Source organism: Algoriphagus confluentis, assembly GCF_036245625.1.
Taxonomy (GTDB): domain Bacteria; phylum Bacteroidota; class Bacteroidia; order Cytophagales; family Cyclobacteriaceae; genus Algoriphagus; species Algoriphagus confluentis.
On the sequence record NZ_BTPD01000008.1, the window covers coordinates 236138 to 259029 of the forward strand.

Genomic DNA, 22892 nt, shown 5'->3' on the forward strand with positions numbered 1-22892 from the left:
ATGACAGAAAGACTAGTCAAATGCCCACTTTGCAAAAGTGGGCATTTTCTTAATTATCACGAAGTCAAAGACTTTGCAGTAAGCAAAGAAATATTTTTATTGACTAAATGTTCGGAATGTCAGTTGATATTCACCAATCCCAGACCCAGCGCAGAGAACATTGGTCCATACTATGATTTTCCTGAATACTACTCCCATCAGACCCATGCTAAATCTCTGACACACTGGATTTACAATCGAGTAAAAAAGAAAAACCTCGCTGATAAATTGGCCCTTTTGAGCTCACTGACACAAGAAAGAACATTGCTTGATTACGGCTGCGGTGCCGGAGATTTGATCCATTTAGCTCAGCAAAAAGGTTGGAAAGTCACAGGAATTGAACCCAATATCGGCGCAAGAACAATAGCTAACCAAAAATCCAAAAATCGGGTCAAAGAGAGTATTCACGAACTAAAGAAAAACAAAGAGTATTCAATCATCACCCTATTCCACGTCTTAGAACACATTCACGAACTGCGAAAAACTGTAAAGAAGCTGGTAACCCACTTAAAACCAAACGGTTATTTAATATTCGCAGTGCCTAATCCGGAGTCATGGGATGCAAAAAAGTATGGAGACCACTGGGCTGGCTGGGATGTACCCAGGCACCTTTATCACTTCAACCAAGAAGCGATGAAGCAGTTTCAATATATTTTCGATTTGAATTTATTAGACCAAAAACCCATGAAATTCGACAGCTATTATGTCTCTTTATTATCCGAGGGATATAAAGCCAATAATGCAACCTTAGTCAAAAAATACCTAAACGCTATCCTTTCCGGATATCAATCCAATAAGCAAGCTAAGCGTCAAAATAATTATTCGAGCAACATTTATATTTTTCAGAAAAAGTGAGCAGACTCAAATCCATCCTTTGTTTGGCATTAATTGGGTTGTTGTATTCATGCGCCAAAATCAGTGCACCTCTGGGAGGACCTGTAGATGAAGATCCCCCAAAACTTCTGGAAGCCAACCCTACTGACCAGTCCCTAAATATCAAGCCAGAGGAATTGATTTTAACTTTTGATGAATATGTACAATTGGACAATCCAAGCAAAGGAATCATCATCACACCAAGGATCAACAAAGAAGAGGTCATTTTCACTTCCAACAAAAACAGAATCATCATATCCCTCAATCAGGAGTTGGAAGAGAACACAACCTATGTTTTCGACTTTCAAAAATCCGTAGTCGATGTCTCCGAAAAAAATCCGGCTGAAAACCTCAAACTGGTCTTTTCAACAACGGATTATATCGACAGTCTCAGCATTTCAGGAAAGGTAGGATACATTTTTCCGCCCAATAAGATAGATTATAAAAATGTGTTGGTTGGAATTTACCCATTCAATGATACCACGGACGTATTCACAGCCAATCCATACTATCTAAGCCAAGTAGATACCAGTGGTAACTTCAAAATCAGTAACATTAAAAATGGACGCTACAGAGCCTATGCTTGGAAGGATGACAATGGCAACCTCAAAGCCGAATTTAAAGCCGAAGAATACGATTTTTTAATAGACACTCTAGAGGTAGAAGAGGATATTCCAAACATTCAATTCAACCTTTCCAAATCTGATTTAACTCCTATTCGAATCCTAAGAACATCCAATTTTGGTAAGAACTTTGACTTAATTCTGAATAAAAATGCAGTTAAGCCCTTATTGAATCAAGAGCAACTCGGTGAAGAATTCTTTTTTATAGAAAGTGATAAACGAGTGAGGATTTACCCACGAAGTGTAAAAGCAGACAGCATTGCATTTCCCATCCAGCTTCAAGATTCTACCGGCTTTAAAATTGATACCTTGATCTATGCCAAGTTCCCAGAGACCGATCGAAAGCCTGAGAAACTTAGCATCACGCCCAACTCCGGCAAAAACTTTATCGGAACTCTAGATATGGAGCTCAAGTTTAATAAACCTGTACTGTCAATCAATACAGATTCCTTGTATGTCAAATACGATACAGCCTCCTATTTCAAGATTAATCCCTCAGACTTTTATTTTACCGATTCTGCCAAAAGAGACCTCCTTAAAATAAGGTTAAGTATACCCGATTCGATATCCAAGGAAATATTTACCCTCACAGCTGCAGACTCGACATTTAAAGATATAGAAGACCAGTATAACGAGGACAAACTCGAAGCCAATTATAGAAAACTAAAAAGAGAAAGTCTAGCAGACGGCATATCCGGGAGGATAGAAGGAGCAAATCCCCCATTCATTCTCCAGGTATTGGATTCAAAAAACCAAATTATCAGAGAAGAATTCCTCACTACAGAGAAGTTTTCAATAGAATTAATAGAACCCGGTACATTCAAACTTCGCGTAATCGAAGACAGAAATGGAAACCAAAGATGGGATCCATCAAATATTTTGGAAAAAAGACCGGCAGAGCGAGTATTTTTCTACAAGGGAGAAGACGGAAAAGAACAGATTGTAATCAGAAGCGGATGGACTTTGGAGGATCAGATTATCAAAGCTAGTCCCCCAACAGGAATAAATCAGAGAGAAATGCCCGTGGACAAGTGAAGGATAACTAGTGGATAAAAGGAAATTTATCCCCAGACAAAAATCAGTTTTTACAATCCATCACGGAGACTGTGCAAAAAGGGTTCTTTATCCACCAGACCATTCTCCACTATCCACAGCAGGTTTGATAACAGCATCAAGCGTGTAAGAAATCAACATAAATTGACTAAATTAAATAAACTACTGATTTCCAATAGATTAAATGTATATAACTAGTGGAAAACCTGTGAATCTGGCTACCCGAAGTTAAAAATAATGTGCATTGAATCCTGACCCTCATTTATCCACAAATCCACACCCTTAATAACCTTAATAGATTTTTTTATATAAATAATTTAATAAAATTATAGCCTTGTGGATTTGTGAATAGCTTTTGTTTATCGATCTAGGATTTGGTAATATTAGGTTATTCAAACCCAAAATTTCCATCCATGCAGCTATCCCGACTCTTTGATCTGATACCTTATCAGATTTCGACTTACGATAATTCAGTCGCATTTGCCAAAAAGGAAAATGACACTTGGAAGACGTATTCCGCTCGAGACCTCAAGCGAATCGTGGACAACTTGGGGATGGCATTCATTCAATCCGGATTAAATCCTGGTGATAAAGTGGCCATCATTTCAGAAAATAGACCGGAATGGAATTTCATCGACCTGGCATTGCAGCAAATGGGAGCCATATCTGTCCCGATGTATCCCACGATCACTTCTGAAGATTACCAATACATCTTTGATCATGCGGAGGTCAAAGTGATTTTTGTAGGAGATAAAGAGATTTATCAGAAAGCCGTTGAAGTAGCTGGAGATCGAAAAATCTATTCCTTTGACCAATTGCCGGGTGTCGAACATTGGACTTCTTTGGAGGTCAAGGGTGAAAATGGGGACCTTTCCAAGTTAGAAGAGCTAAAGAGTAAGGTGAAATCAGGTGATTTGTTTACCATCATTTACACCTCTGGGACAACTGGACGGCCAAAAGGTGTGATGCTTTCCCACACCAACGTCCTTTCCAACATGCTCTCTGTCGCCGATATCATGACTCCACCCCCCGGAGCATCCAAAGTGCTCAGTTTTCTTCCGTTATGCCACATTTATGAGCGGACCGCATCTTTTTGCTACATCTACCTCGGCTTTTCTGTCTATTATGCTGAAAACATGGAAAAGATCGGAGAAAATCTCAAAGAGGTTCAGCCCCATGTATTCAACACGGTTCCAAGACTTTTGGAAAAAGTGTATGATAAAATTGTGGCTAAAGGATACGAGCTCACAGGGATCAAAAAATCACTCTTTTTCTGGGCCTTGAATTTGGGACTTAGATATGATCCAGCTGCGGATATGGGAGGATGGTATAATTTTCAACTTAAATTGGCGAACAAAATCATTTTCTCCAAGTGGAGAGAAGCTTTGGGTGGCAATGTGATGCAAATCAATTCGGGAGCTTCTGCACTTCAGCCTCGTTTGGCAAGAGTATTTTGGGCAGCAGGGATCAAAGTCTGCGAAGGCTATGGCCTTACAGAAACTTCTCCCGTAGTCTCCGCTTCAATCGGCAATCATGAAGAGATCAGAATCGGCTATGTAGGCAAAATCGTCAGAGATGTGCAGGTCAAAATTGCCGATGACGGAGAGATTCTAGTCAAAGGACCCAATGTCATGCAAGGCTATTACAAAGAACCCCAAATGACTGCGGAAGTGATCAAGGACGGCTGGTTCCATACCGGAGATATTGGTGAACTCGACGGACAATACCTCAAGATCACCGATCGGAAAAAAGAAATGTTCAAAACTTCCGGAGGAAAATATATCGCTCCTCAAGTGATGGAAAACAAATTCAAAGAATCTCCCATGATCGAACAGCTTATGGTAGTCGGTGACAACCGCAATTTCCCAGGGGCTTTGATTGTGCCGAGTTTTGACGGAATCAAGGAATATTGTACCAGAAAAGGAATCCCATATACTTCTGGTCAGGAGATGGTAGAAAAACCTGAGATACTGGAAAAATTCCAAAAAGAGGTAGATCACTACAATAAATACTTTGGTAAATGGGAACAAATCAAGCGATTTAAACTCCTAAAACGGGCTTGGGGCGTTGATACCGGAGAACTCACCCCAACCATGAAGCTCAAGCGGAAAGTCATTTCAAAAATCTATGAAGATGAAATCGAAGGACTGTACCGGAGCTGATCTCCGGTATTTTTTTTGGATAATCGAAAAAGGACATCAAAATTACTTTTTGAATATTTGAGTATTTTTAACAATATATTCTGAATAATTCCACTTTTTATCAAATAATTGAAATTTAATTATGAAAATGGATTAAATCCAAATTATAATTTGTGATGCATGCATAACTTTTTTTCAAAATAGTATGCATGCATACAAAATTTTTTCCTAGATTAGGCATGCAAAAAGTTTTGCTTCTCTTCTTTCCTTGTCTAGGGATATAGAATTAAGCAAGCACACTTTTTTCCAAAATCTAAAGAATTTTAGCCTTGGCCTTTGGATGAGAGTAGTTTTTGTATCCCGAATAAAATCTAGAAGTAATGAAAAGAGAGGAAACGGTCGATTATCATATAAAAAGTGCCTGGCACGCCATCTCCCGGATGTACAATCAACAGGCCGCTGAGGAAGGCTTCACTACAGCTATTGGTTTTGTATTGATCAATATCAATTCAAAAGAAGGCACTCCAGCTACCAAAATAGCTCCGATGATAGGCCTCGAGACGCGGAGTCTGACCCGTATGCTCAAGACCATGGAGGAAAAGGGACTGATTTTCAAGAAAGCAGATCCTGTGGACAAACGCTCTGTCCGTATTTACCTCACGGAAGAAGGCAGAGCAAAAAAAGAAATATCAGTTAAGACGATCATGAAGTTCAATGAGCGCGTAAGAGAAGTAGTCACCGAAGAAGAACTTCAAAATTTCTTTCAGGTCTTTTCCAAAATACAATCCGTAATCGACGAAGTAAATCAAGCAGAAATCTATAAGCCCATATTTGAATTATAAACCCTTCCTGATTCAGGATTTAACTACCAAAAACCCAAAAAAATGAACAGAACCATTAAAAAAGTTGCCGTTTTAGGTTCAGGAGTGATGGGATCCAGAATAGCCTGTCACTTTGCCAATATCGGTGTGCAGGTACTTTTACTGGACATTGTTCCTTTTGAGCTTTCGGAAGAAGAGCAAAAGAAAGGATTGACCAAAGAGCATCCTGCCGTTAGGAATCGGATCGTAAACACGGCTTTGCAAAACACCTTGAAAGCAAAGCCTTCATCCATTTACGATTCCTCCTTTGTATCCAGAATTACCACTGGAAACTTTGACGATGATCTTCCAAAAATCAAGGATTACGACTGGGTAATCGAAGTAGTCGTGGAGCGATTGGATATTAAGCAGCAGCTCTTTGAGAAAGTGGAAAAATACCGTAAACCCGGTACATTGATCACCTCCAATACTTCCGGGATCCCCATGCATTTGATGTGTGAAGGCAGATCGGAAGACTTTCAGGTGAATTTTGCAGGAACTCACTTTTTCAATCCACCTAGATATTTACGCCTGCTGGAGATTATCCCAGGTCCAAAGACCAACCCCGAAATTATCGACTTCCTGATGGATTATGGAGATAGATTTTTGGGAAAAGAGACGGTTTTCTGTAAGGATACTCCCGCATTTATTGCCAATCGAATTGGGGTTTATGCGATTATTTCCGGCATGCATGCCATCGAAAAGGCTGGTTTTGGAGTATCCGAAGTGGATAAACTGACTGGTCCAGTGATTGGCAGGGCAAAGTCAGCTACGTTCCGAACCATGGATGTGGTCGGATTGGATACGACCGTAAATGTTGCCAATAACCTATATAAAGCTCTTCCTCATGACGAGTCAAGAGATAAATTCAAACTTCCCAAGATTGTAGAAGTCCTCTACAACAATAAATGGTTTGGAGATAAAACCGGTCAGGGCTATTTCAAAATGATTCGTCACAAGGATGGCTCCAAAGAATTGAAGGAGCTTGATCTGAAGACTTTTGAATACAAGGACGTAGAAAAACCCAAATTCAAAGCTTTAGAGGCTTCTAAAGAGATTGAAGACCTCAAGAAGCGAATCAAGTTTCTGGTCAACTTTGATGACCGAGCTGGGGAATTTTATCGGGCTTCTTTCTATGACCTGTTCAAATATTGCTCCCACCGGATTCCGGAGATTTCCGATGAGCTTTATCGGATAGATCAGGCGGTCTCCGCAGGATTCGGATGGGAACTGGGACCCTTCGAGACTTGGGATGTGTTGGGTGTGAAGGAAACTGTGGAAAAAATGGAGGCTACAGGAGAAAAAGCTGCGCCTTGGGTTCACGAGATGCTTTCGGCAGGCCATGAATCCTTCTACAAAGTCGAAGGTGGCAAGAAAAAATACTACGACATTCCTTCCAAATCCTACGTGGAAATTCCGGGAATCGAGGATTTCATCATTTTGGATACGCTGAAATCTGCCGGTAAAAAAGTCTGGGGAAATCCCGGTGCATCTATCTACGATATGGGTGATGAGGTGATCGGCTTGGAATTCCATACCAAAATGAATTCCATGGGTGCAGAAGTGATCGAAGGCATCAATACCGCGATCGGAATGGCAGAAAAGTCCTACAAAGGATTAGTCATCGGAAACGAAGGGGCCAATTTCTCTGCAGGAGCCAACCTGGCCATGCTATTCATGTTTGCAGGAGATCAGGAATTTGATGAGATCAATATGATGATCGCTCAGTTTCAGAATACCATGATGCGGGCTAGATATTCCTCCGTTCCAGTGGTTGTCGCCCCACATAATATGGCCTTGGGAGGTGGCTGTGAACTATCTCTTCATGCAGATCATATCCAAGCCCACGCAGAATTGTACATGGGCCTTGTAGAAGTGGGCGTAGGCTTGATTCCAGCGGGTGGAGGTACCAAAGAGATGACCCGAAGATTCGCCAATGGAGTCATTGCAGGTGATGTCGAGCTCAATCAGCTTCAGGAGTATTTCATGAATATTGCTACTGCAAAAGTTTCCACCTCGGCTGAAGAAGCGAGAGGTTTGGGATACCTGAGATCAAAAGACGGGATTTCGTTGAATAAAAAGCGACAGCTATCCGATGCCAAAGCAAAGGTTCTTTCTCTTCAGGAATTAGGATATACGCAGCCTGTTCAGCAGACCAATATCAAGGTTTTGGGAAAAACGGCCTTGGCTCTTTTTGAGGCAGGAATTACCGGCATGCGCTACGGAGCTTATATCTCAGAGCACGACGCAAAAATCGCCAGAAAACTGGCTTGGGTAATGTCAGGAGGGGATTTATCCTCACCTACGGAGGTGTCAGAGCAGTACTTGCTTGACTTGGAGCGGGAAGCTTTCCTTAGTTTGACAGGGGAGCAAAAAACGTTGGAACGAATTCACAGTATTTTGTTCAAAGGAAAACCGCTTAGAAACTAGAAGCGAGAAACAAGAGACTAGACACAAGAATCAAGATTAAAACTATAAACAATTTTTCAAATGAGACTGAAGCATAATTTCAAAAATCTTAAAGTTTGGCAAAAGGCAGTGGATCTTGCAGTTAATGTTTATGAATTGACAAAGCATTTTCCCAGTGAAGAGCGATTTGGCATTACCTCTCAAATGAGAAGATCAAGTGTATCCATTCCTTCAAACATTGCAGAAGGGACAGCCAGAAATTCGTCAAAGTCTTTTTCAAATTGTTTGGATATCAGTTTGGGCGAAAGTTTCGAATTGGAAACCCAAGGGATTATTGCTCATCGGGTTGGAATTCTAAGTCAAGAAAATTTCGATGCCTTAAGTTCAGATATCTCTGAAGTTCAGAAAATGATAATAGGCTTCAAACAAACTATTGAGGATAACCCCTATTGAACTAGCCAAGTCTTGTTTCTTGCCTCTTGAATCTTGTTTCTCAAGAGCTTAACGAAATTCAAAATACTAACTAATCAAAAATGGAAGCATACATAATAAACGGATATAGATCGGCAGTAGGCAAAGCCAAAAAAGGAGGATTTCGGTTTTATCGTCCCGATGATTTGGCTGCGGATGTCATCAAACACCTGGTTGCAAATACCCCAGGTTTGGAAGCAAAAATGGTCGATGACCTGATCGTCGGAAATGCCGTGCCTGAAGCAGAACAAGGCATGCAGATGGGAAGAATGATTTCTCTCTTGGCTTTGGGGATTGACAATCCTGGATTTGTCATGAACCGCTACTGTGGTTCCGGAGTGGAAGCTATTGCTTTGGCAGTAGGAAAAATCAAAGCCGGGATGGCTGATTGCATCATTGCAGGAGGTACCGAATCCATGTCTTTGGTACCCATGATGGGCTACAAGACTGCACTCAACTGGAAGATCGCTTCTGAGACGCCCTCTTACTATCTGAGCATGGGCTTGACAGCCGAAGAATTGGCAAAGGAATATAGCATCACACGAGAAGAAGCCGATGCTTTTTCGGTAAAATCTCATGAGAAAGCTTTGGCTGCCATTTCCGCAGGAAAATTCAAAGATGAAATCGTCCCTGTAGAAGTAGAAGAGACTTACCTTGATGAAAAAGGGAAGAAGAAGACCAGAAAATTTGTGGTAGATACCGATGAAGGTCCAAGACCGGGTACCACCATGGAAGCCTTGGCCAGTCTTCGTCCGGCTTTCAAAAACGGAGGTCAGGTCACTGCGGGCAATTCGTCTCAGACTTCTGATGGAGCTGCATTTGTGGTGGTGATGTCTGAGCGTTTGATGAAGTCCTTGGGCATTGACCCAATCGCAAGGATGATGTCCTACTCTGTGGCAGGTGTGGATCCACGGATCATGGGAATTGGTCCCAGGGAAGCCGTTCCCAAAGCGTTGAAACAGGCAGGACTTACCCTGAATGATATTGATTTGATCGAGTTGAATGAGGCCTTCGCCGCGCAGGGATTGGCAGTTATGAAAGCGCTCGATATGAATCCGGACATCGTCAATGTCAATGGAGGAGCTGTAGCATTGGGTCACCCTTTGGGATGCACCGGAGCAAAACTCTCTGTTCAACTGTTTAATGAGCTGAGAAGACAGAATAAAAAATACGGTATGGTCACCGCTTGCGTAGGCGGTGGACAGGGTGTCGCGGGTATTTACGAGCTTTTGAAATAAAAATAGACAGAAGACACAAGACATAAGATAGGAGACTTAAATGGATTTGCCATGCATAACTATAAGGAATTAAATGTTTGGAAGAGATCGATTAAGCTTTGCTCAGCGATATACAAGCTCACGGCAAACTTTCCAAATGAGGAGCGCTTTGGTTTAATCTCCCAAATAAGAAGAGCTTCAGTTTCTGTTCCTTCAAATATTGCAGAAGGGGGAGGAAGAAGGACCAACCGAGAATTTGTTCATTTTCTTGGGGTGGCTCATGGATCTATTTGTGAATTGGAGTCTCAGCTACATGTCAGTGTTGAATTGGAGTTTGCCGATTTCGTTAAAATTGAATCCATCATTGATGAAATAACAGAAATTCAAAAAATGCTTTACGCACTTATCCAAAAGTTTGAAAATCAAGCATGAAAATCTCATGTCTTACATCTAAAGTCTAAAATCTTAAATTAATATGACCACAATTTCAAAATCCATCCAAGGAGGAGAATTCCTCATCAGGGAGACAGCCGCACAGGATGTTTTTATCCCTGAGCAGTTTACCGAAGAGCAAAAAATGATGGCTCAGGCCTGCCAGGACTTTATCGATACCGAGATCACACCGAATATCGAAGCGATTGACAGTATGAAAAACCCTGATCTCGTTCCTTCCATCTTCAAGAAGGCAGGAGACTTGGGGCTTTTGGGTGTTTCTGTCCCAGAAGAGTACGGAGGATTGGGCATGAGTTTTAACACCTCCATGCTCATCGCCGATATCATCGGTGCCGCCGGTTCCTTTTCGACCACTTATGGTGCCCACACAGGAATTGGTACACTTCCGATTTTGTACTATGGATCAGAAGAACAAAAACAGAAATACCTGCCCAAGCTGGCTACAGGAGAGTGGGCTGCTTGCTATTGCTTGACCGAGCCCGATGCAGGTTCTGATGCAAACAGTGGGAAAACCAAGGCTACTTTGACTCCTGACGGAAAGCATTACCTGATCAACGGGCAGAAAATGTGGATTTCCAATGCTGGATTTGCAGATCTCTTTATTGTTTTCGCCAAAATCGAAGACGATAAAAACCTGACTGCCTTTATCGTAGAGAAAACCTTCGGAGGCATTACCATGAATGAGGAAGAGAAGAAAATGGGAATCAAAGGCTCTTCCACACGACAAGTGTTTTTCAACGATTGCCCGGTACCTGTGGAAAACATGCTTTCCGAAAGACAAAACGGATTTAAGATTGCAGTAAATATCCTGAATATCGGCCGGGTAAAACTCGGAGCCGGGGTTTTGGGAGGAGTGCGCGCTGTGACCTCTCAGTGTATCAGGTATTCTACCGAGAGAAAGCAGTTTGGAGTCAGTATCAATACTTTCGGAGCGATCAAATCCAAATTGGCAGAGATGGCCATCCGATCCTATGTGAGTGAATCTCTTTCCTACCGTGCAGGTCAGGATATCGAGGACAGAATGGCTGCCTTGGCTGCAGAAGGGCTTCCGGATGCTGAAGCCAAGCTGAAAGCTTTGGAGCAGTTTGCCATCGAATGTGCTATTTCAAAAATCCACGGATCCGAGGTGTTGGATTATGTAGTGGATCAGGGAGTGCAGATATACGGAGGAATGGGCTACTCAGCAGATGCACCGATGGAAAGAGCCTACCGGGATGCCCGAATTTCCAGAATCTACGAAGGAACCAACGAAATCAACCGAATGCTAATGGTGGGCATGTTGCTCAAGCGTGCGATGAAAGGTGAAATCAACCTCTTTGAGCCTGCTATGGCTGTAGCTTCCGAGTTGACATCTGTGCCTTCTTTTGAGACGGTTGATGCTTCTGAGCTTTTCGCAGTGGAAAAAGACATGTTGAAAAAACTGAAGAAAGTCTTCCTCATGGTAGGAGGCAAAGCTGCCATGGCTCTTCAGGATCGAATCGAAGACGAGCAGGAGATTATGATGAATCTTGCCGATGTGATGATCGAGATTTATGCTGCCGAATCAGGGATTCTGCGAACTGAAAAATTGGTAGGAATCCAGGGAGAAGCAGCCTGTGCCCATCAGATTGCTATGTCTAAGGTTTATCTCTATGAAGCAGTGGATAAAATCGAAGCAGCAGCCAAAGAAGCAATTGTTTCCTTTACCAAAGGGGACGAGCAAAAAGTCCTTTTGATGGGATTGAAGCGCTACACCAAGCCTGATTTTATCAATATCAAAGAACTGAGAAGATCGATTGCAGACTATATGATCGAACAAGGAAAGTATCCTTTCTAAGGAGAGTTTTTTCCTATCAAGCCCTCTGTTTTTTCAAAGCAGGGGGCTTTTTTTCGGAATCCATTGCGGAAAAAATCCGGAATTTTAAGCCTTATTTCTTCCCATTTATTTTTTCAATCTGCCGAAAAGCCCAATTTAGTAGGGATGAAATATGGTTTAGCACTTGCAGCACTTTCAGGATGGCTCATGTTTTCCTGCAGCCAGCCGACTCAGCAGCCCGGCTCGGACATCTCTACCGACGGGGCTCAGATTTTGAAAGGGAAAAAGCTGTTTGAGCAGCACTGCTCGACATGCCACAATTTCAACGAAGACGCCATAGGCCCCAATCTAAGTGGCCTTACTCGACAGGTAGAATCCGCATGGATCAAATCTTTTATCAAAAACTCAGCAGCTTTGATAGAGGCACAGGATGAGCGTGCTTTGAGCGTGTTGGCCAAATACAAATCCCCAATGCCGGCATTCCCTGACTTTTCCGATCAAGACCTCGATGACTTGCTCAGCTACCTCCATACCTTCGAAACACTTCCTTTGGAAATAGTCGGAGATACCACCTCTAACCTGATCCCTGAGAGAATTCAAGAATCCGGGATTCGTTTGGAAGTGGAGTTTTTCGCTCAGCTTCCTCCTACCGACTCGGTTTCTCCTTTGGCCAAAATGACCAAAATGGAAGCTATTCCAGGCACAGAAAGACTGTTTATCAACGATCAGCGAATTGGCCTTTATGAAATAGAAAATCAAATTCCCCGTCTTTATCTCAATCTTCTCGAGTACCGACCTGCTATGGTCAGCAAACCTGGATGGGCCACTGGCGTGGGAAGTTTTGCTTTTCACCCAAACTTCGAAAGCAATGGGCTTTTTTACACTTCTCATACCGAACCAGGAGGTACAGCGCCTTCTGATTTTGGATTTACAGACAGTCTGAAGGTATTTATGCAGTGGGTGCTTACCGAGTGGAAGGCTGATGATCCCAAGGCAAAAGTTTTCAAAGGAACTGATCGGGAAATCCTCAGAATCGACAATGCCTCTCAAGCTCACGGCATGCAGGAACTCACTTTCAACCCAAATTCCAAAAAAGGGGATCCGGATTACGGCTTGCTTTACGTAGGATTTGGTGATGGAGGTACTGCCGAAAAGCGTTTTCCTGATATTTCCAATCATAAGGGCAGCGGTGTTTACAGCAGTATTCTTCGTATTGACCCTTTAGGAAAAGATGGAATCAATGGTCAATATGGCATTCCAAAAATCAATCCCTTTGCCGGACAAGAAGGAAAAGCAGGGGAAATTGTAGCCTATGGCTTCCGTAATCCAAATCGAGTCTTTTGGGATGAAAAGGGAAACCTTCATGCCACGGACATCGGGCAGCATAGCATCGAAGAGATCAACCGAATCGAGCCGGGCAAGTTCTATGGATGGCCGATTCGGGAAGGGACTTTTACCATCAATCCATTCGGAAGTTTCCGGTCTCTTTATCCTTTGCCTTCAGATGATGAGAAATATGGTGTGACCTATCCTTTGATTCAATTGGAGCATGATGAGACGGTGGCCATAATTGGAGGATACACTCTTCCGTATGGGCCTCTTCAGGGCAAGTTTGTCTTTGGAGATATTCCCTCCGGAAGGCTGTTTTTTGCAGATTTGAGTGAAAGTTCCAATCCATTGGTCCAAACCTGGGGAGTAATCCACGAAGGGAAAGAAGTGAATCTCAAAGAGCTTTTCAATACCAGCAGGGTTGATCTGAAATTTGGGCAGGATCATTCAGGATTGGTCTACATCATGTCCAAGGCGGAAGGAAAAATCTACCGAATCAAAAGAAACTGACCGGGAGAGTTCCTACCCATTTAGAATCATATCAGCTGCTTTTTCTCCGATCATAATCACCGCGGCATTGGTATTGCCAGCCACTATTCTAGGCATGATGGAAGCATCTGCTACCCGAAGGCCTTCGATTCCTTTTACCCGGAGTTTTTCATCGACTACCGCATCTACATCCTGTCCCATCTTGCAGGTGCCTACCGGATGATAGATGGTCTCGACCCATTCCCGGATATGATTCGCTAGTCCTTCCTCATCTTTTGGATCCAAAGAATAGACCAATCGGCTCAAATAGGGCTTGAATGCATTGGCCTTTAAGGTCTCCAAGGCTTTTTTACCGCCTTGAACCAAGGTTTTCATATCCTCCTCCTCTGAAAGAAAATTGGGCTGGATGAGCGGAGCATCCTGAGCATTGCCGGACCGAATGCCTACAAAGCCTTTACTTTTTGGTTTCAAAAGACTGGGCAAAAGGGTAAACCCATCCTCTTTGGGATAGGTGATGAGATCATACATATCGGCTTTCCGATCCTTCCCAAGCTGGATTGGCGCAAAATGCATCTGAAAATCAACAGGTTTTTTCGGCTCGGTAGAATAGAAGGCCACCGCTTCCAAAGGACTGCATGTCAGAACTCCCTGATGGGTAATTCTGTAATGGACCAGATTTTTGAGTTGATTGAATGGGGAAAGCTCATGGTTGAAGCCTTTTTGAACACTGGAAAGCGCAGAAATGGGAAAGAATAAATGGTCCTGAAGGTTTTGACCTACCCCTGATAGAGACTTTTTGAGTTCTATCCCATGTTTTTTCAGTTCTTCCTTTTCTCCTATTCCCGAAAGCATCAGTAGCTGAGGGGACTGAAAAGCTCCGGCTGAAAGAATTACTTCTTTTTTGGCAAAAACCTGGCTTACTGCAGACTTTCCCGAGACATACTCCACTCCTACCGCCCGGTCTTTTTGGATCAGAATCTTTTGGACAGCAGAGCGGGTGAAAACGTGGAGGTTTTTCCTGTGCAAAACAGGTCTTAAAAATGCAGAGGCAGTACTATGTCTTCTCCCATTTTGAATGGTAAACTGGAAAAAACCTGCTCCCTCCTGACTTTCCCCATTGTAGTCCTCGTTTTTAGGTAGGCCGATTTCCGCACAGGACTCCACAAAAGCTTGAGCAAAAGGGGTTTGAAAATTTTTTAGCAAAAGTCACATTCAGAGGGCCTCCGTGACCATGATACCTGTTGGTGATATCCTCGTTGTGTTCTGATTTTTTAAAGAAAGGCAAAACCGATTCGTAGTGCCAACCGCTATTGCCCAAAGCTGCCCATTCGTCAAAATCTGCCCTATTCCCACGGACATAGGCCATGGCATTAGTCGAGCTGGACCCTCCCAAGACTTTTCCTCTGGGCAAGTAGAGTTTTCGGTTGTTGACAAACGACTGGGATTCTGTCCAAAACCCCCAATCTACCTCTGATCGGTGCAGCTTGGCATAACCTCCGGGAATTCCGATTTCCATTTTTTTATCCGGACCGCCTGCCTCAATCAGTAGGACGGAATTGCCGGGGTCTTCAGAAAGGCGGTTGGCTAAGACACAGCCTGCCGAACCAGCGCCAATGATGATATAATCAAAGGAAACCTCAGATGCCATTGGGTATTTTGGGTTAGAATAGGCATAATTTAGCCCAATTCCGGACACAAAAAAACCCGGATGATCAGTCCGGGTTTCCTTTTTTGGTTCGTTTCAATACATCAGTTTGTAGTACTCTTTGGCCATTCGATTGCTTTCAAATTCATGGCGAACGTCATGCATTCCATCTTGGATGATATCTCTCCACTTTCGCTTGTTGCTGTAGTAGAGCGGGAGGATTTCTTCCTGCAGGATTTCATAGAGGTGATCCAGATCCCATTTATCCTGGTCCTGAATGCTCAGATTGTGATAATCTGCCTGTGGAATGATGAAGCAGTTTTCACCATGTCTGGCAAATTCGCAAATCCATCCGTCATAGGTGCTGAAATTGATGGATCCATTCATGGAAGCGGTCATTCCCGAAGTACCTGATGCTTCCCGGGGAACCCGAGGGTTGTTTAGCCAGATATCCGATGCTTGCTTGAGTCGCTTGCTAAGTGCTAGTTCGTAATCCACGCAGACGGCGACATTTTTAAATCGTTTGCTGAGATGGACTAGGGAGTTGAAAACAGAAATAGCCCCATAATCCATAGGATAAGGCTTTCCTGCCCAAATTATCTGGATAGGGTGCTGTGTATTTGCCACCAGGTCCTCGAAGCGTTTCATATCATGGGTGATCAAATCGGGACGCTTGTAAGCAGCAAACCTCCTCGCCCAAACGATGGTGAGCACATCCGGATCGAAGAGCTTGCCGGTCTGATCTGCTACTATTTCAAAGGCTCTCTTTTTCAGATATCGCTTTCGGTCATCAAATCCGTCGTTGTTTCCCTCTTCCATAAACCGGTAGAGCTGCTTGTCTGCCCAATAGTTCCAGTTTTGGGCATTGGTGATGGCTTTGATTTCCGGGACGTCGGCATATCCACCCCACATTCTTCTGCTGACTTCTCCGTGAAGTTGGCTTACGCCATTTGCTTCTCTGGCTAATCGCAGAGCGGCCAAACTATGGTTGAAGACCGTTCCGTCGATTCCGGTAAGTTTTTGCACTTCCTGAATGGGGTGTCCGTAGAAGAAGCTCATTTTGTCCAAAAGGAAATAATCGTGCTTCTCATTTCCGGCTTCTTCCGGTGTATGTGTGGTAAAAACCAGCCGTTTCTTTACTTCTTCTTTGCTTCCAAATTTTTTCAGCAAATGGAAAACACTACTCAAGCCATGTGCTTCATTGAGGTGATAGACATCCGGATTGAAGTTGAGTTCATCCAGAAGTTTGGCTCCGCCAAGTCCCAAAATCATCATTTGGGCAATTTTTGCTGCCGTATCCGAGTCATACAATTTGTGCGTGATGGTCTGGCTGAGGTAGTCATTTTCGGGCAAGTCGGTACTCAGCAGGAAAAGTGGTGCAGATTTGAAAGTGTCTGGTGGTAAATACCAAGCCTTGACCCAAACGGGCTGATTGTGAACCGGAACGGTAAATTTGATTCCGGTGTCTTCCAGAAAGCTGTAGGTTTTTTCGTACCAGTCAGCCTTGAGAGTTTGATCATGGTGACGGCTTTGGTCATAATAGCCGTATTTCCACAGAATCCCGATTCCGATCAGGTTTTGCTTGAGTTCGTAGGCACTTCTCAGGTGAGAACCGGAAAGGAATCCCAATCCACCGCTGTAGATTTTGAGCGGTTGATGAATAGCAAACTCCATGGAAAAATAAGCTACTGACTTGGAGAATTCAGGGGCAGGAGAATAGGGTATTGTATAATTTTTAAATTCTTTCATAATTCTGATTTTGGACTCAAAAGATAAGCTAAACTCAGGTATCGAAAGAAGAATCTGCAGGAATTCTAAAAAAATGAATTTCCTTAGCCTTTGCCTGAAAGGTACATTATTGCATAGACCAAGTAATTGCCCAAAAAGGAAACCGGGAAAATCACCACGGCTCCGATGAATAATTCAAAAGGAAAGAGATTGTGGGAACTCGGATCTTGAATGAGGTCAAATACAATTCTGGAAAGCATGCCCAGCATTACCCCAAAAGAAATCAACAGGGCATTGGATGCCGGTTCGCGCCTGTTTATAAATCCTGTAAAAACAGCAATGAGTAGAGTTCCCGGAGCTTTGATGTAGAAAAGAGAATCAAATAGGACACTTTTCTTTGAAAAATCAGCTGTCCAATAGCCAATAGCGCCAACAATAAATCCCAAAATCAGAAAAAGTACATAGATTTTTTTCATGGAAATAATACTTGGTAAGTCAAGAAGTAGAATCTTCCCGAACTTACCAAGCCCTAGTAATTAAATTTCCAAGGTTCCTCGAGAAATCTATCAGGATAATGCCTTTCTGGCTTCCCGGTCTGGATCATTCTGGATTTCGGAGACATCATTGAATACCATAACCTCCCCTTTTTCTGCTGTAAATTCAGGCCAGGAAGGAAGGTTTCCAACATTGGGATTTCCGCTTCGCATAAATGACAGCAGGGAGTCGGACATTTTTTCGGCGAGCACCCTGGATCTCTTCCCCCCTCCGGTATGGGTGTACATTCGGTCAGTATTGGCAAACCAGAAGCAAATATCAATGCAGTGAAAAGCACGCATTCTGCCATTGTAGAGATTGGGTTCCCAGCCAAACCAAGCCATGTAAACTGGTGCTTTTTGTTTGGCTTTTGCATTTCCGCAGGCTACCGCACTGGCACGATTGGAAGCGGCAAGGGTCATGATTTCGGCAGGTTTTTTCCCGGGGAAATTGGCTGCATAAGCCCGATACACCTCCCCTGCTTTTTCTCCAAATCGCTGCTTCATCGCTTCAATAATTTCGGCTTCTCCGGCATTGTCCAATTTTGGATTGGTGCGGGTAGCTCCCCATTCGTGGAAAGTGGTGCAAATCATCAGAGGCATTTCAGCCGTGTGGTCGGTGAGGTTGGAGAAAAACTCCCCTTTGGGTACATGGACACCGTCAGCCACCGGGCCAAATCCTCCCCGGAATCCAGGCTGGGGAAACTCCTTTCTCATCCGGTCCAAGGCCTTGTTGGCGATGTCGATGTATTCTCTCCATGGAATATCCTGAAGCTTGTCTACTTCACTTGGGGACAAGCCTGCCGCTTCGACCACATATTGACCCAATTTTCGGCTGTATTCCTGATCATTGGCCACAAGCATACTTCCGCTCAAAGCGACACCTTTATGCACCAATCCTTTGGCACCGGGCATGGACATCGTGCAGGTCACTTTGGCCCCACCGCCGGATTGACCCATAATGGTCACGTTAGCCGGGTCTCCTCCAAAATTATGGATATTGTCTCTGACCCATTCCAAAGAGGCCAAAATATCCAACTGACTTACATTTCCGGAGGAAGCGTATTTTTCACCCCCCACTCCCGAGAGATCGGTAAACCCTATCGGACCAAGTCGATGATTGATGGAGACAAAGACGATTTCTCCTTTTTTGGCCAGGTTTTCTCCGTGATAGCCATCTTGCTCGATTCCGTTGCCATTGGTAAATCCGCCTCCATGAAGCCAGACCAAAACGGGACGCTTTTTCCCATCAGCAATTCCGGTGGTCCATACATTCAGCTTCAGGCAGTCTTCGCTCACATCGTCGTAGTTCCAATGATCGGCAAAGGAATAATGCACATTGGCGTATCGATTGTCCATGATCTGCGGAGCTGTATTTCCCCACCAGATGGTATCCTTGATGCCTTCCCATTTGGCTGGTTTTTGGGGCGGCATAAATCGGTTTTTGCCGGAAGTGTCTGCTCCATAAGGGACGCCCAAAAAAGTATAGACCCCATTGAGCTGATAGCCACGGATTTTACCATAAGCGGTATCGGCTACAGCAATGTCGTCTCCGATGTGGAGGTATTGCTCATCATCTGCTTCTGAAATGGATTTTTCTCCTGATTCAGCTGGACTTGCTGCAAGGCCAGCGGTACCCAAGCCTACTTTCTGCAAAAAGTCGCGTCGGTTATTTCTCATGGTTTGAAGGGGTTTGTGTCTTTTCTATTGTCTCAAGTTGAGAATATAGAATGAAAAATCCTATCCGTTAAAATTGATTTTTAAGGATTTAAAACAAGAAATGGGACGAATATCAATTTTGAACAGGAAGCACAATGCTGAAAGTCGTGCCTTCATCTTCTTTGCTTTTCACCTTCAGCTCTCCTCCATGCGCCTTGATGATGTCGTAGCTTAAGGATAAACCCAGACCTGTGCCCTCACCTGGGGGTTTGGTAGTGAAGAAGGGCTGAAGGATTTTGTCCTTGATTGATTCAGGAATTCCTTGGCCATTGTCCTGAATCGAAATCGTAATTTTTTGATTTTCTTGGCGTGTTTGGACGATCACTTCAGGTTTAAATTCAGTGTCACCTTGAGCTTTTCGTAGGGTTGATTTTTCCCTTACAGCATAGAAGGCATTGTTGATCATATTCAGGATAACTCGCCCGAGATCCTGAGAGACTACGTTGATTTTGGGAAGATTGGCATCAAAATCCTTCTTGAAGTCAGCCGTAAAGCTTTTATCTTTTGCCCGCAACCCATGGAAGCTGAGACGCAGGCATTCATCTGCAAGTGCGTTGATATCTGTTTCCTCTTTTTCAGTCGTACTCTTTCTGCTATGAGCAAGCATTCCCTTGACGATAGATCCGGCTCTTTTGCCGTGATGATGGATTTTGTTGAGGTTTTCTTTTATTTCAGAGGCCAGCACTTTGGCATCTTCCAGATCGCCATTTTCGATCTCTTCGTTCATCTCATCGATCAGCTCCACACTGAGTTCGGAGAAGTTGTTCACAAAGTTTAGCGGGTTCTGAATCTCATGGGCGATGCCTGCGGTGAGTTCGCCAAGGGAGGCCATTTTCTCAGATTGGATCAGTTGAGCTTGGGTCGATTTGAGGTCGTTAAGCGATTTTTCAAGTGCTGCGGTTCGCTCATTGACTCGCTCTTCCAAGAGTCGGTTCTCGGCCTTGAGTTGTTGCGAACGCCACTTGACAAAAGCGGAAATGATAGTCCCAATCAACAAAACATAAATCAAATACGCCCACCAAGTGGCATACCAGGGCGGCAGAACCACAAAAGAATAGACTGCTTCATCGCTGATTCTTCCTGTGTGTGCCAACGCTCGTACACGGAAAGTATAAGTCCCGGGAGAAAGATTGGTGTATTCCTTGAAGCGGTTGTCATTCCAGTCTACCCAGTCCGGATCGAAGCCTTCCAAATAGGTCTGGTATTTGGTTTTCTTCTCGTCATCAAAATAGGGTGCGGCAAACTCAAAGCGATAGGAATTGTCCTTGGTTTCCCTTGGGGAAATAGTCTTATCCCTGCCATAGGCAACCAAGGGAAGGGTATCCGTCTTGGTTTCGATTCGTCGGATAAGGGTAAAGAATTGCTTATCCGTTTGATTGTCTTTTTTCGGGTCGTAGCGGATCAGTCCTTTTTGAGATCCAAACCATAGGATACTGTCTTCATCGATAAAATCAACATAAGAAAGATAAGGAGTAATCGAATTGGGCGAATCGTCCTTTATAAATTTTCCTTCTGCGTCCCTCTTAAGGATATGTTTCTTTCCATCTTTTGTTTCATACCAGAGAATTTTGGTTTTATCCTGACTAAAATCCAAAAGTTCTGCTTCGACTGCCTTGAAATCATCGGTTGGAAAAAAGGCTTGCTCTTTCTCCGAAAATTTCTGCAAGCCACCAGGAAAAGTATTATAAAATTCACCGTCGACCATAGAAAAAGAAGATAAACTGCTTAATTCCAATTTCTTGGATTTAACTGGTTGGGAATCGATGGATTCCAAATCTTCTTCTATCCTTAAGGCATAAAACCCCCCTATTCCCCCTGTAATTATCGTCCCATCTTTTGCCTCAAAAAAAATGGTTCCAATCGAACCTACATCGGTGACCTTCCCCTTCAATTCCCAGGGGTATTCTTTGGAAAGCCCCCTTTCATAGTACAAAAGGCCTGTATTTGTTCCAACCAAAAGCAGATTTGGTTTATTTTTCGGTATGATGACAGAAATTGGCTGACTTCCATCTTTGGGAAAATCCAATCGGAACACTTTGCCGTCACGGTACACCTTTAAGTCCCTACCAGGCACTATTAGATCATCTCCGTCCCTATTTAATTCATTGATTTGAGCATTATTGAATTCAGGTACACTTTGGAATGATTTTTCAATTGGATCGAACTTAACCATACCGTTCGATGTACCTAAAAAAAACTGTTCACCTTCCTTTTGGATAGCAAGGACCCCTGCAGTGATCCCAACCTCTTTTCCAAAAGTCTGGATCGGGGAATCAATGGCAATTCTTGCGATTCCGTCTTGGGTTGTAGCCCAAAGTCCCTGACCTCCGTCCAGATAAACACTTGTCATGACATCTGAGGGCAGACCTTGGTCTGTCCCGATCTTTTTGAGAATTTCTCCCTTGGGATTCATGATAACAATTCCTCCTCCTATAAAAGTGAGTATATAATTCCCCTGGTAGGGAAGTGCTTGGTACAAAGTTCCAGCACCGTCTTTGATCAACTTATCCACATCAGTAGGAAACTTGCTTACCGCTTTTCCATCAAACAGATAGAACCCGGTAGTGGACCCTCCCATAAGAAAAGTTTCCTCTTCTTTACTCTGATAGGGAAGCATAATCCTAAACCGGTCCATTCCAAGGATTTCTGTGCCTGGAACCAATTTGATTTCCTCCCTGATCAATTGATACAGGCCCCGTTCATTCTGATGGATGTAAAAGTCTCCTCCTTGTTTAAAAGTATAAGAAAAGGTGGTCTCTGCAGGCCAGATTTTTAGGGATTTCAGAGATAAATCTTCTGCTAACTCGAGTCTAATCAAGTTTTCCCGTGTTTGGAGGAAAAGAAATTTATCCAAGAAATTCATGGAAAAAATATTTAAACCAGATCGAATCTCTTCCGGCAGGAGTTGGCTTAAAGAAACTGCTTGAGTTTCCCCCTTTGAATTAACCATCAAATAACCAAAATCCTGCCCGGCATAAAAAATCCTGCCATTGGCAACCTTGGCAAAAGCCCTGATCGTAAAAGCAGTTTTTCTATCAAATATAGCTCTCCAGGAAACCCCATCATATTCATGTAAGCCTCTATTTGTTCCAAAATACATTAGCCCCTCATCACTCTGGATCGCCCTCAATGCCACTGGCACTCCTCCATACTCTTCAGGGGTGTAGGTAGTCACAGGCAGCCTTCCTATCTGCTCGAAGATGGACTGGGCAAAATTGACATTGGGCTTGTTAAAAAAATAAACTAATGTAACCAGTAAAACTGCTGAGGAAATCTTATTTCTAAAAAGTGTCATAGAAGAAGTATAGGTAGAAATGTGTATAGGCACTAGTTTGGTGAATATAAAGTAAATCAAAATCTTAATTGGAATAATAACTGTTTTCAAAGGATTTTTTCTTTCAAATACTTTTACATCAAGACTTTGTTTCTCTTAAATTATTCTGAAAAATTTAATTGACCAATAGCAGTAGCTAAGGATTCATTAAAATAAATTCATCCGCTATACCTTTTTATTT

The 22892-nt window shown here is 43.2% G+C and carries 14 protein-coding genes and 1 pseudogene; 10 read left to right on the forward strand and 5 right to left on the reverse strand.

Features of this window, described 5'->3' with window-relative positions; translation table 11 throughout:
* The 10 genes from AAA943_RS13825 (at position 1) to AAA943_RS13870 (ending at position 13773) form a co-directional block, all read left to right on the forward strand.
* A complete protein-coding gene (locus AAA943_RS13825) occupies positions 1 to 894 on the forward strand; it encodes a class I SAM-dependent methyltransferase (RefSeq protein WP_338224852.1) in 894 nt (297 codons plus the stop codon).
* Positions 891 to 2570 carry an Ig-like domain-containing domain gene (locus tag AAA943_RS13830; protein ID WP_338224853.1) on the forward strand — a complete coding sequence of 560 codons (1680 nt, stop codon included), beginning with the start codon at positions 891 to 893 and terminating at the stop codon, positions 2568 to 2570. Before AAA943_RS13825 ends, AAA943_RS13830 begins: the two co-directional genes overlap by 4 nt.
* 431 nt (positions 2571 to 3001) lie before the next feature.
* On the forward strand, positions 3002 to 4750 hold the full coding sequence (locus tag AAA943_RS13835) for an AMP-dependent synthetase/ligase (RefSeq protein ID WP_338224854.1): 1749 nt from the start codon (positions 3002 to 3004) through the stop codon (positions 4748 to 4750).
* A gap of 359 nt (positions 4751 to 5109) precedes the next feature.
* Complete coding sequence (locus AAA943_RS13840; RefSeq protein ID WP_338224855.1) at positions 5110 to 5571, forward strand: MarR family winged helix-turn-helix transcriptional regulator; 462 nt, start codon at positions 5110 to 5112, stop codon at positions 5569 to 5571.
* 42 nt (positions 5572 to 5613) lie between these two features.
* Positions 5614 to 8019, forward strand: a complete 2406-nt coding sequence (locus tag AAA943_RS13845) for a 3-hydroxyacyl-CoA dehydrogenase/enoyl-CoA hydratase family protein (RefSeq protein WP_338224856.1) — start codon at positions 5614 to 5616, stop codon at positions 8017 to 8019.
* A gap of 60 nt (positions 8020 to 8079) precedes the next feature.
* The gene (locus tag AAA943_RS13850) at positions 8080 to 8451 is read left to right on the forward strand and encodes a four helix bundle protein (protein WP_338224857.1); all 372 of its coding nucleotides are present in this window, start codon (positions 8080 to 8082) and stop codon (positions 8449 to 8451) included.
* Between the two features lie 80 nt (positions 8452 to 8531).
* Complete coding sequence (locus AAA943_RS13855; RefSeq protein WP_338224858.1) at positions 8532 to 9707, forward strand: thiolase family protein; 1176 nt, start codon at positions 8532 to 8534, stop codon at positions 9705 to 9707.
* A 51-nt stretch (positions 9708 to 9758) separates the two neighbouring features.
* A complete protein-coding gene (locus tag AAA943_RS13860; RefSeq protein ID WP_338224859.1) occupies positions 9759 to 10118 on the forward strand; it encodes a four helix bundle protein in 360 nt (119 codons plus the stop codon).
* Between the two features lie 43 nt (positions 10119 to 10161).
* Positions 10162 to 11955, forward strand: coding sequence for an acyl-CoA dehydrogenase family protein (locus tag AAA943_RS13865; protein ID WP_338224860.1), 1794 nt, complete (start codon positions 10162 to 10164; stop codon positions 11953 to 11955).
* Positions 11956 to 12099: 144 nt separating this feature from the next.
* Positions 12100 to 13773 (forward strand): PQQ-dependent sugar dehydrogenase, encoded by a 1674-nt coding sequence (locus AAA943_RS13870; protein WP_338224861.1) that lies wholly within the window; start codon positions 12100 to 12102, stop codon positions 13771 to 13773.
* 12 nt (positions 13774 to 13785) lie between these two features.
* Here the strand turns inward: AAA943_RS13870 and AAA943_RS13875 are convergent.
* From AAA943_RS13875 to AAA943_RS13900, 5 genes and pseudogenes are all read right to left on the reverse strand, one after another.
* Positions 13786 to 15400, reverse strand: a pseudogene (locus AAA943_RS13875) (GMC family oxidoreductase).
* Positions 15401 to 15493: 93 nt separating this feature from the next.
* Positions 15494 to 17146 (reverse strand): alpha-glucan family phosphorylase, encoded by a 1653-nt coding sequence (gene glgP, locus AAA943_RS13885; protein WP_338224864.1) that lies wholly within the window; start codon positions 17144 to 17146, stop codon positions 15494 to 15496.
* An 83-nt stretch (positions 17147 to 17229) separates the two neighbouring features.
* Entirely contained in the window at positions 17230 to 17601 is a 372-nt protein-coding gene (locus AAA943_RS13890; RefSeq protein ID WP_338224865.1) for a hypothetical protein, read from the reverse strand.
* 90 nt (positions 17602 to 17691) lie between these two features.
* Positions 17692 to 19338, reverse strand: a complete 1647-nt coding sequence (locus AAA943_RS13895; RefSeq protein ID WP_338224866.1) for a carboxylesterase/lipase family protein — start codon at positions 19336 to 19338, stop codon at positions 17692 to 17694.
* A 112-nt stretch (positions 19339 to 19450) separates the two neighbouring features.
* Complete coding sequence (locus tag AAA943_RS13900) at positions 19451 to 22672, reverse strand: ATP-binding protein (RefSeq protein WP_338224867.1); 3222 nt, start codon at positions 22670 to 22672, stop codon at positions 19451 to 19453.
* Between the last annotated feature and the right edge of the window lie 220 nt (positions 22673 to 22892).

What these genes read in the sequence shown, in the direction of transcription:
- AAA943_RS13900 (WP_338224867.1), bottom strand. Translation starts at nt 22,672, where the DNA reads ATGACACTTTTTAGAAATAAGATTTCCTCAGCAGTTTTACTGGTTACA.
- AAA943_RS13840 (WP_338224855.1), top strand. Translation starts at nt 5,110, where the DNA reads ATGAAAAGAGAGGAAACGGTCGATTATCATATAAAAAGTGCCTGGCAC.
- AAA943_RS13890 (WP_338224865.1), bottom strand. Translation starts at nt 17,601, where the DNA reads ATGAAAAAAATCTATGTACTTTTTCTGATTTTGGGATTTATTGTTGGC.
- AAA943_RS13825 (WP_338224852.1), top strand. Translation starts at nt 1, where the DNA reads ATGACAGAAAGACTAGTCAAATGCCCACTTTGCAAAAGTGGGCATTTT.
- AAA943_RS13860 (WP_338224859.1), top strand. Translation starts at nt 9,759, where the DNA reads ATGCATAACTATAAGGAATTAAATGTTTGGAAGAGATCGATTAAGCTT.
- AAA943_RS13870 (WP_338224861.1), top strand. Translation starts at nt 12,100, where the DNA reads ATGAAATATGGTTTAGCACTTGCAGCACTTTCAGGATGGCTCATGTTT.
- glgP (WP_338224864.1), bottom strand. Translation starts at nt 17,146, where the DNA reads ATGAAAGAATTTAAAAATTATACAATACCCTATTCTCCTGCCCCTGAA.
- AAA943_RS13865 (WP_338224860.1), top strand. Translation starts at nt 10,162, where the DNA reads ATGACCACAATTTCAAAATCCATCCAAGGAGGAGAATTCCTCATCAGG.
- AAA943_RS13850 (WP_338224857.1), top strand. Translation starts at nt 8,080, where the DNA reads ATGAGACTGAAGCATAATTTCAAAAATCTTAAAGTTTGGCAAAAGGCA.
- AAA943_RS13845 (WP_338224856.1), top strand. Translation starts at nt 5,614, where the DNA reads ATGAACAGAACCATTAAAAAAGTTGCCGTTTTAGGTTCAGGAGTGATG.
- AAA943_RS13835 (WP_338224854.1), top strand. Translation starts at nt 3,002, where the DNA reads ATGCAGCTATCCCGACTCTTTGATCTGATACCTTATCAGATTTCGACT.
- AAA943_RS13855 (WP_338224858.1), top strand. Translation starts at nt 8,532, where the DNA reads ATGGAAGCATACATAATAAACGGATATAGATCGGCAGTAGGCAAAGCC.
- AAA943_RS13895 (WP_338224866.1), bottom strand. Translation starts at nt 19,338, where the DNA reads ATGAGAAATAACCGACGCGACTTTTTGCAGAAAGTAGGCTTGGGTACC.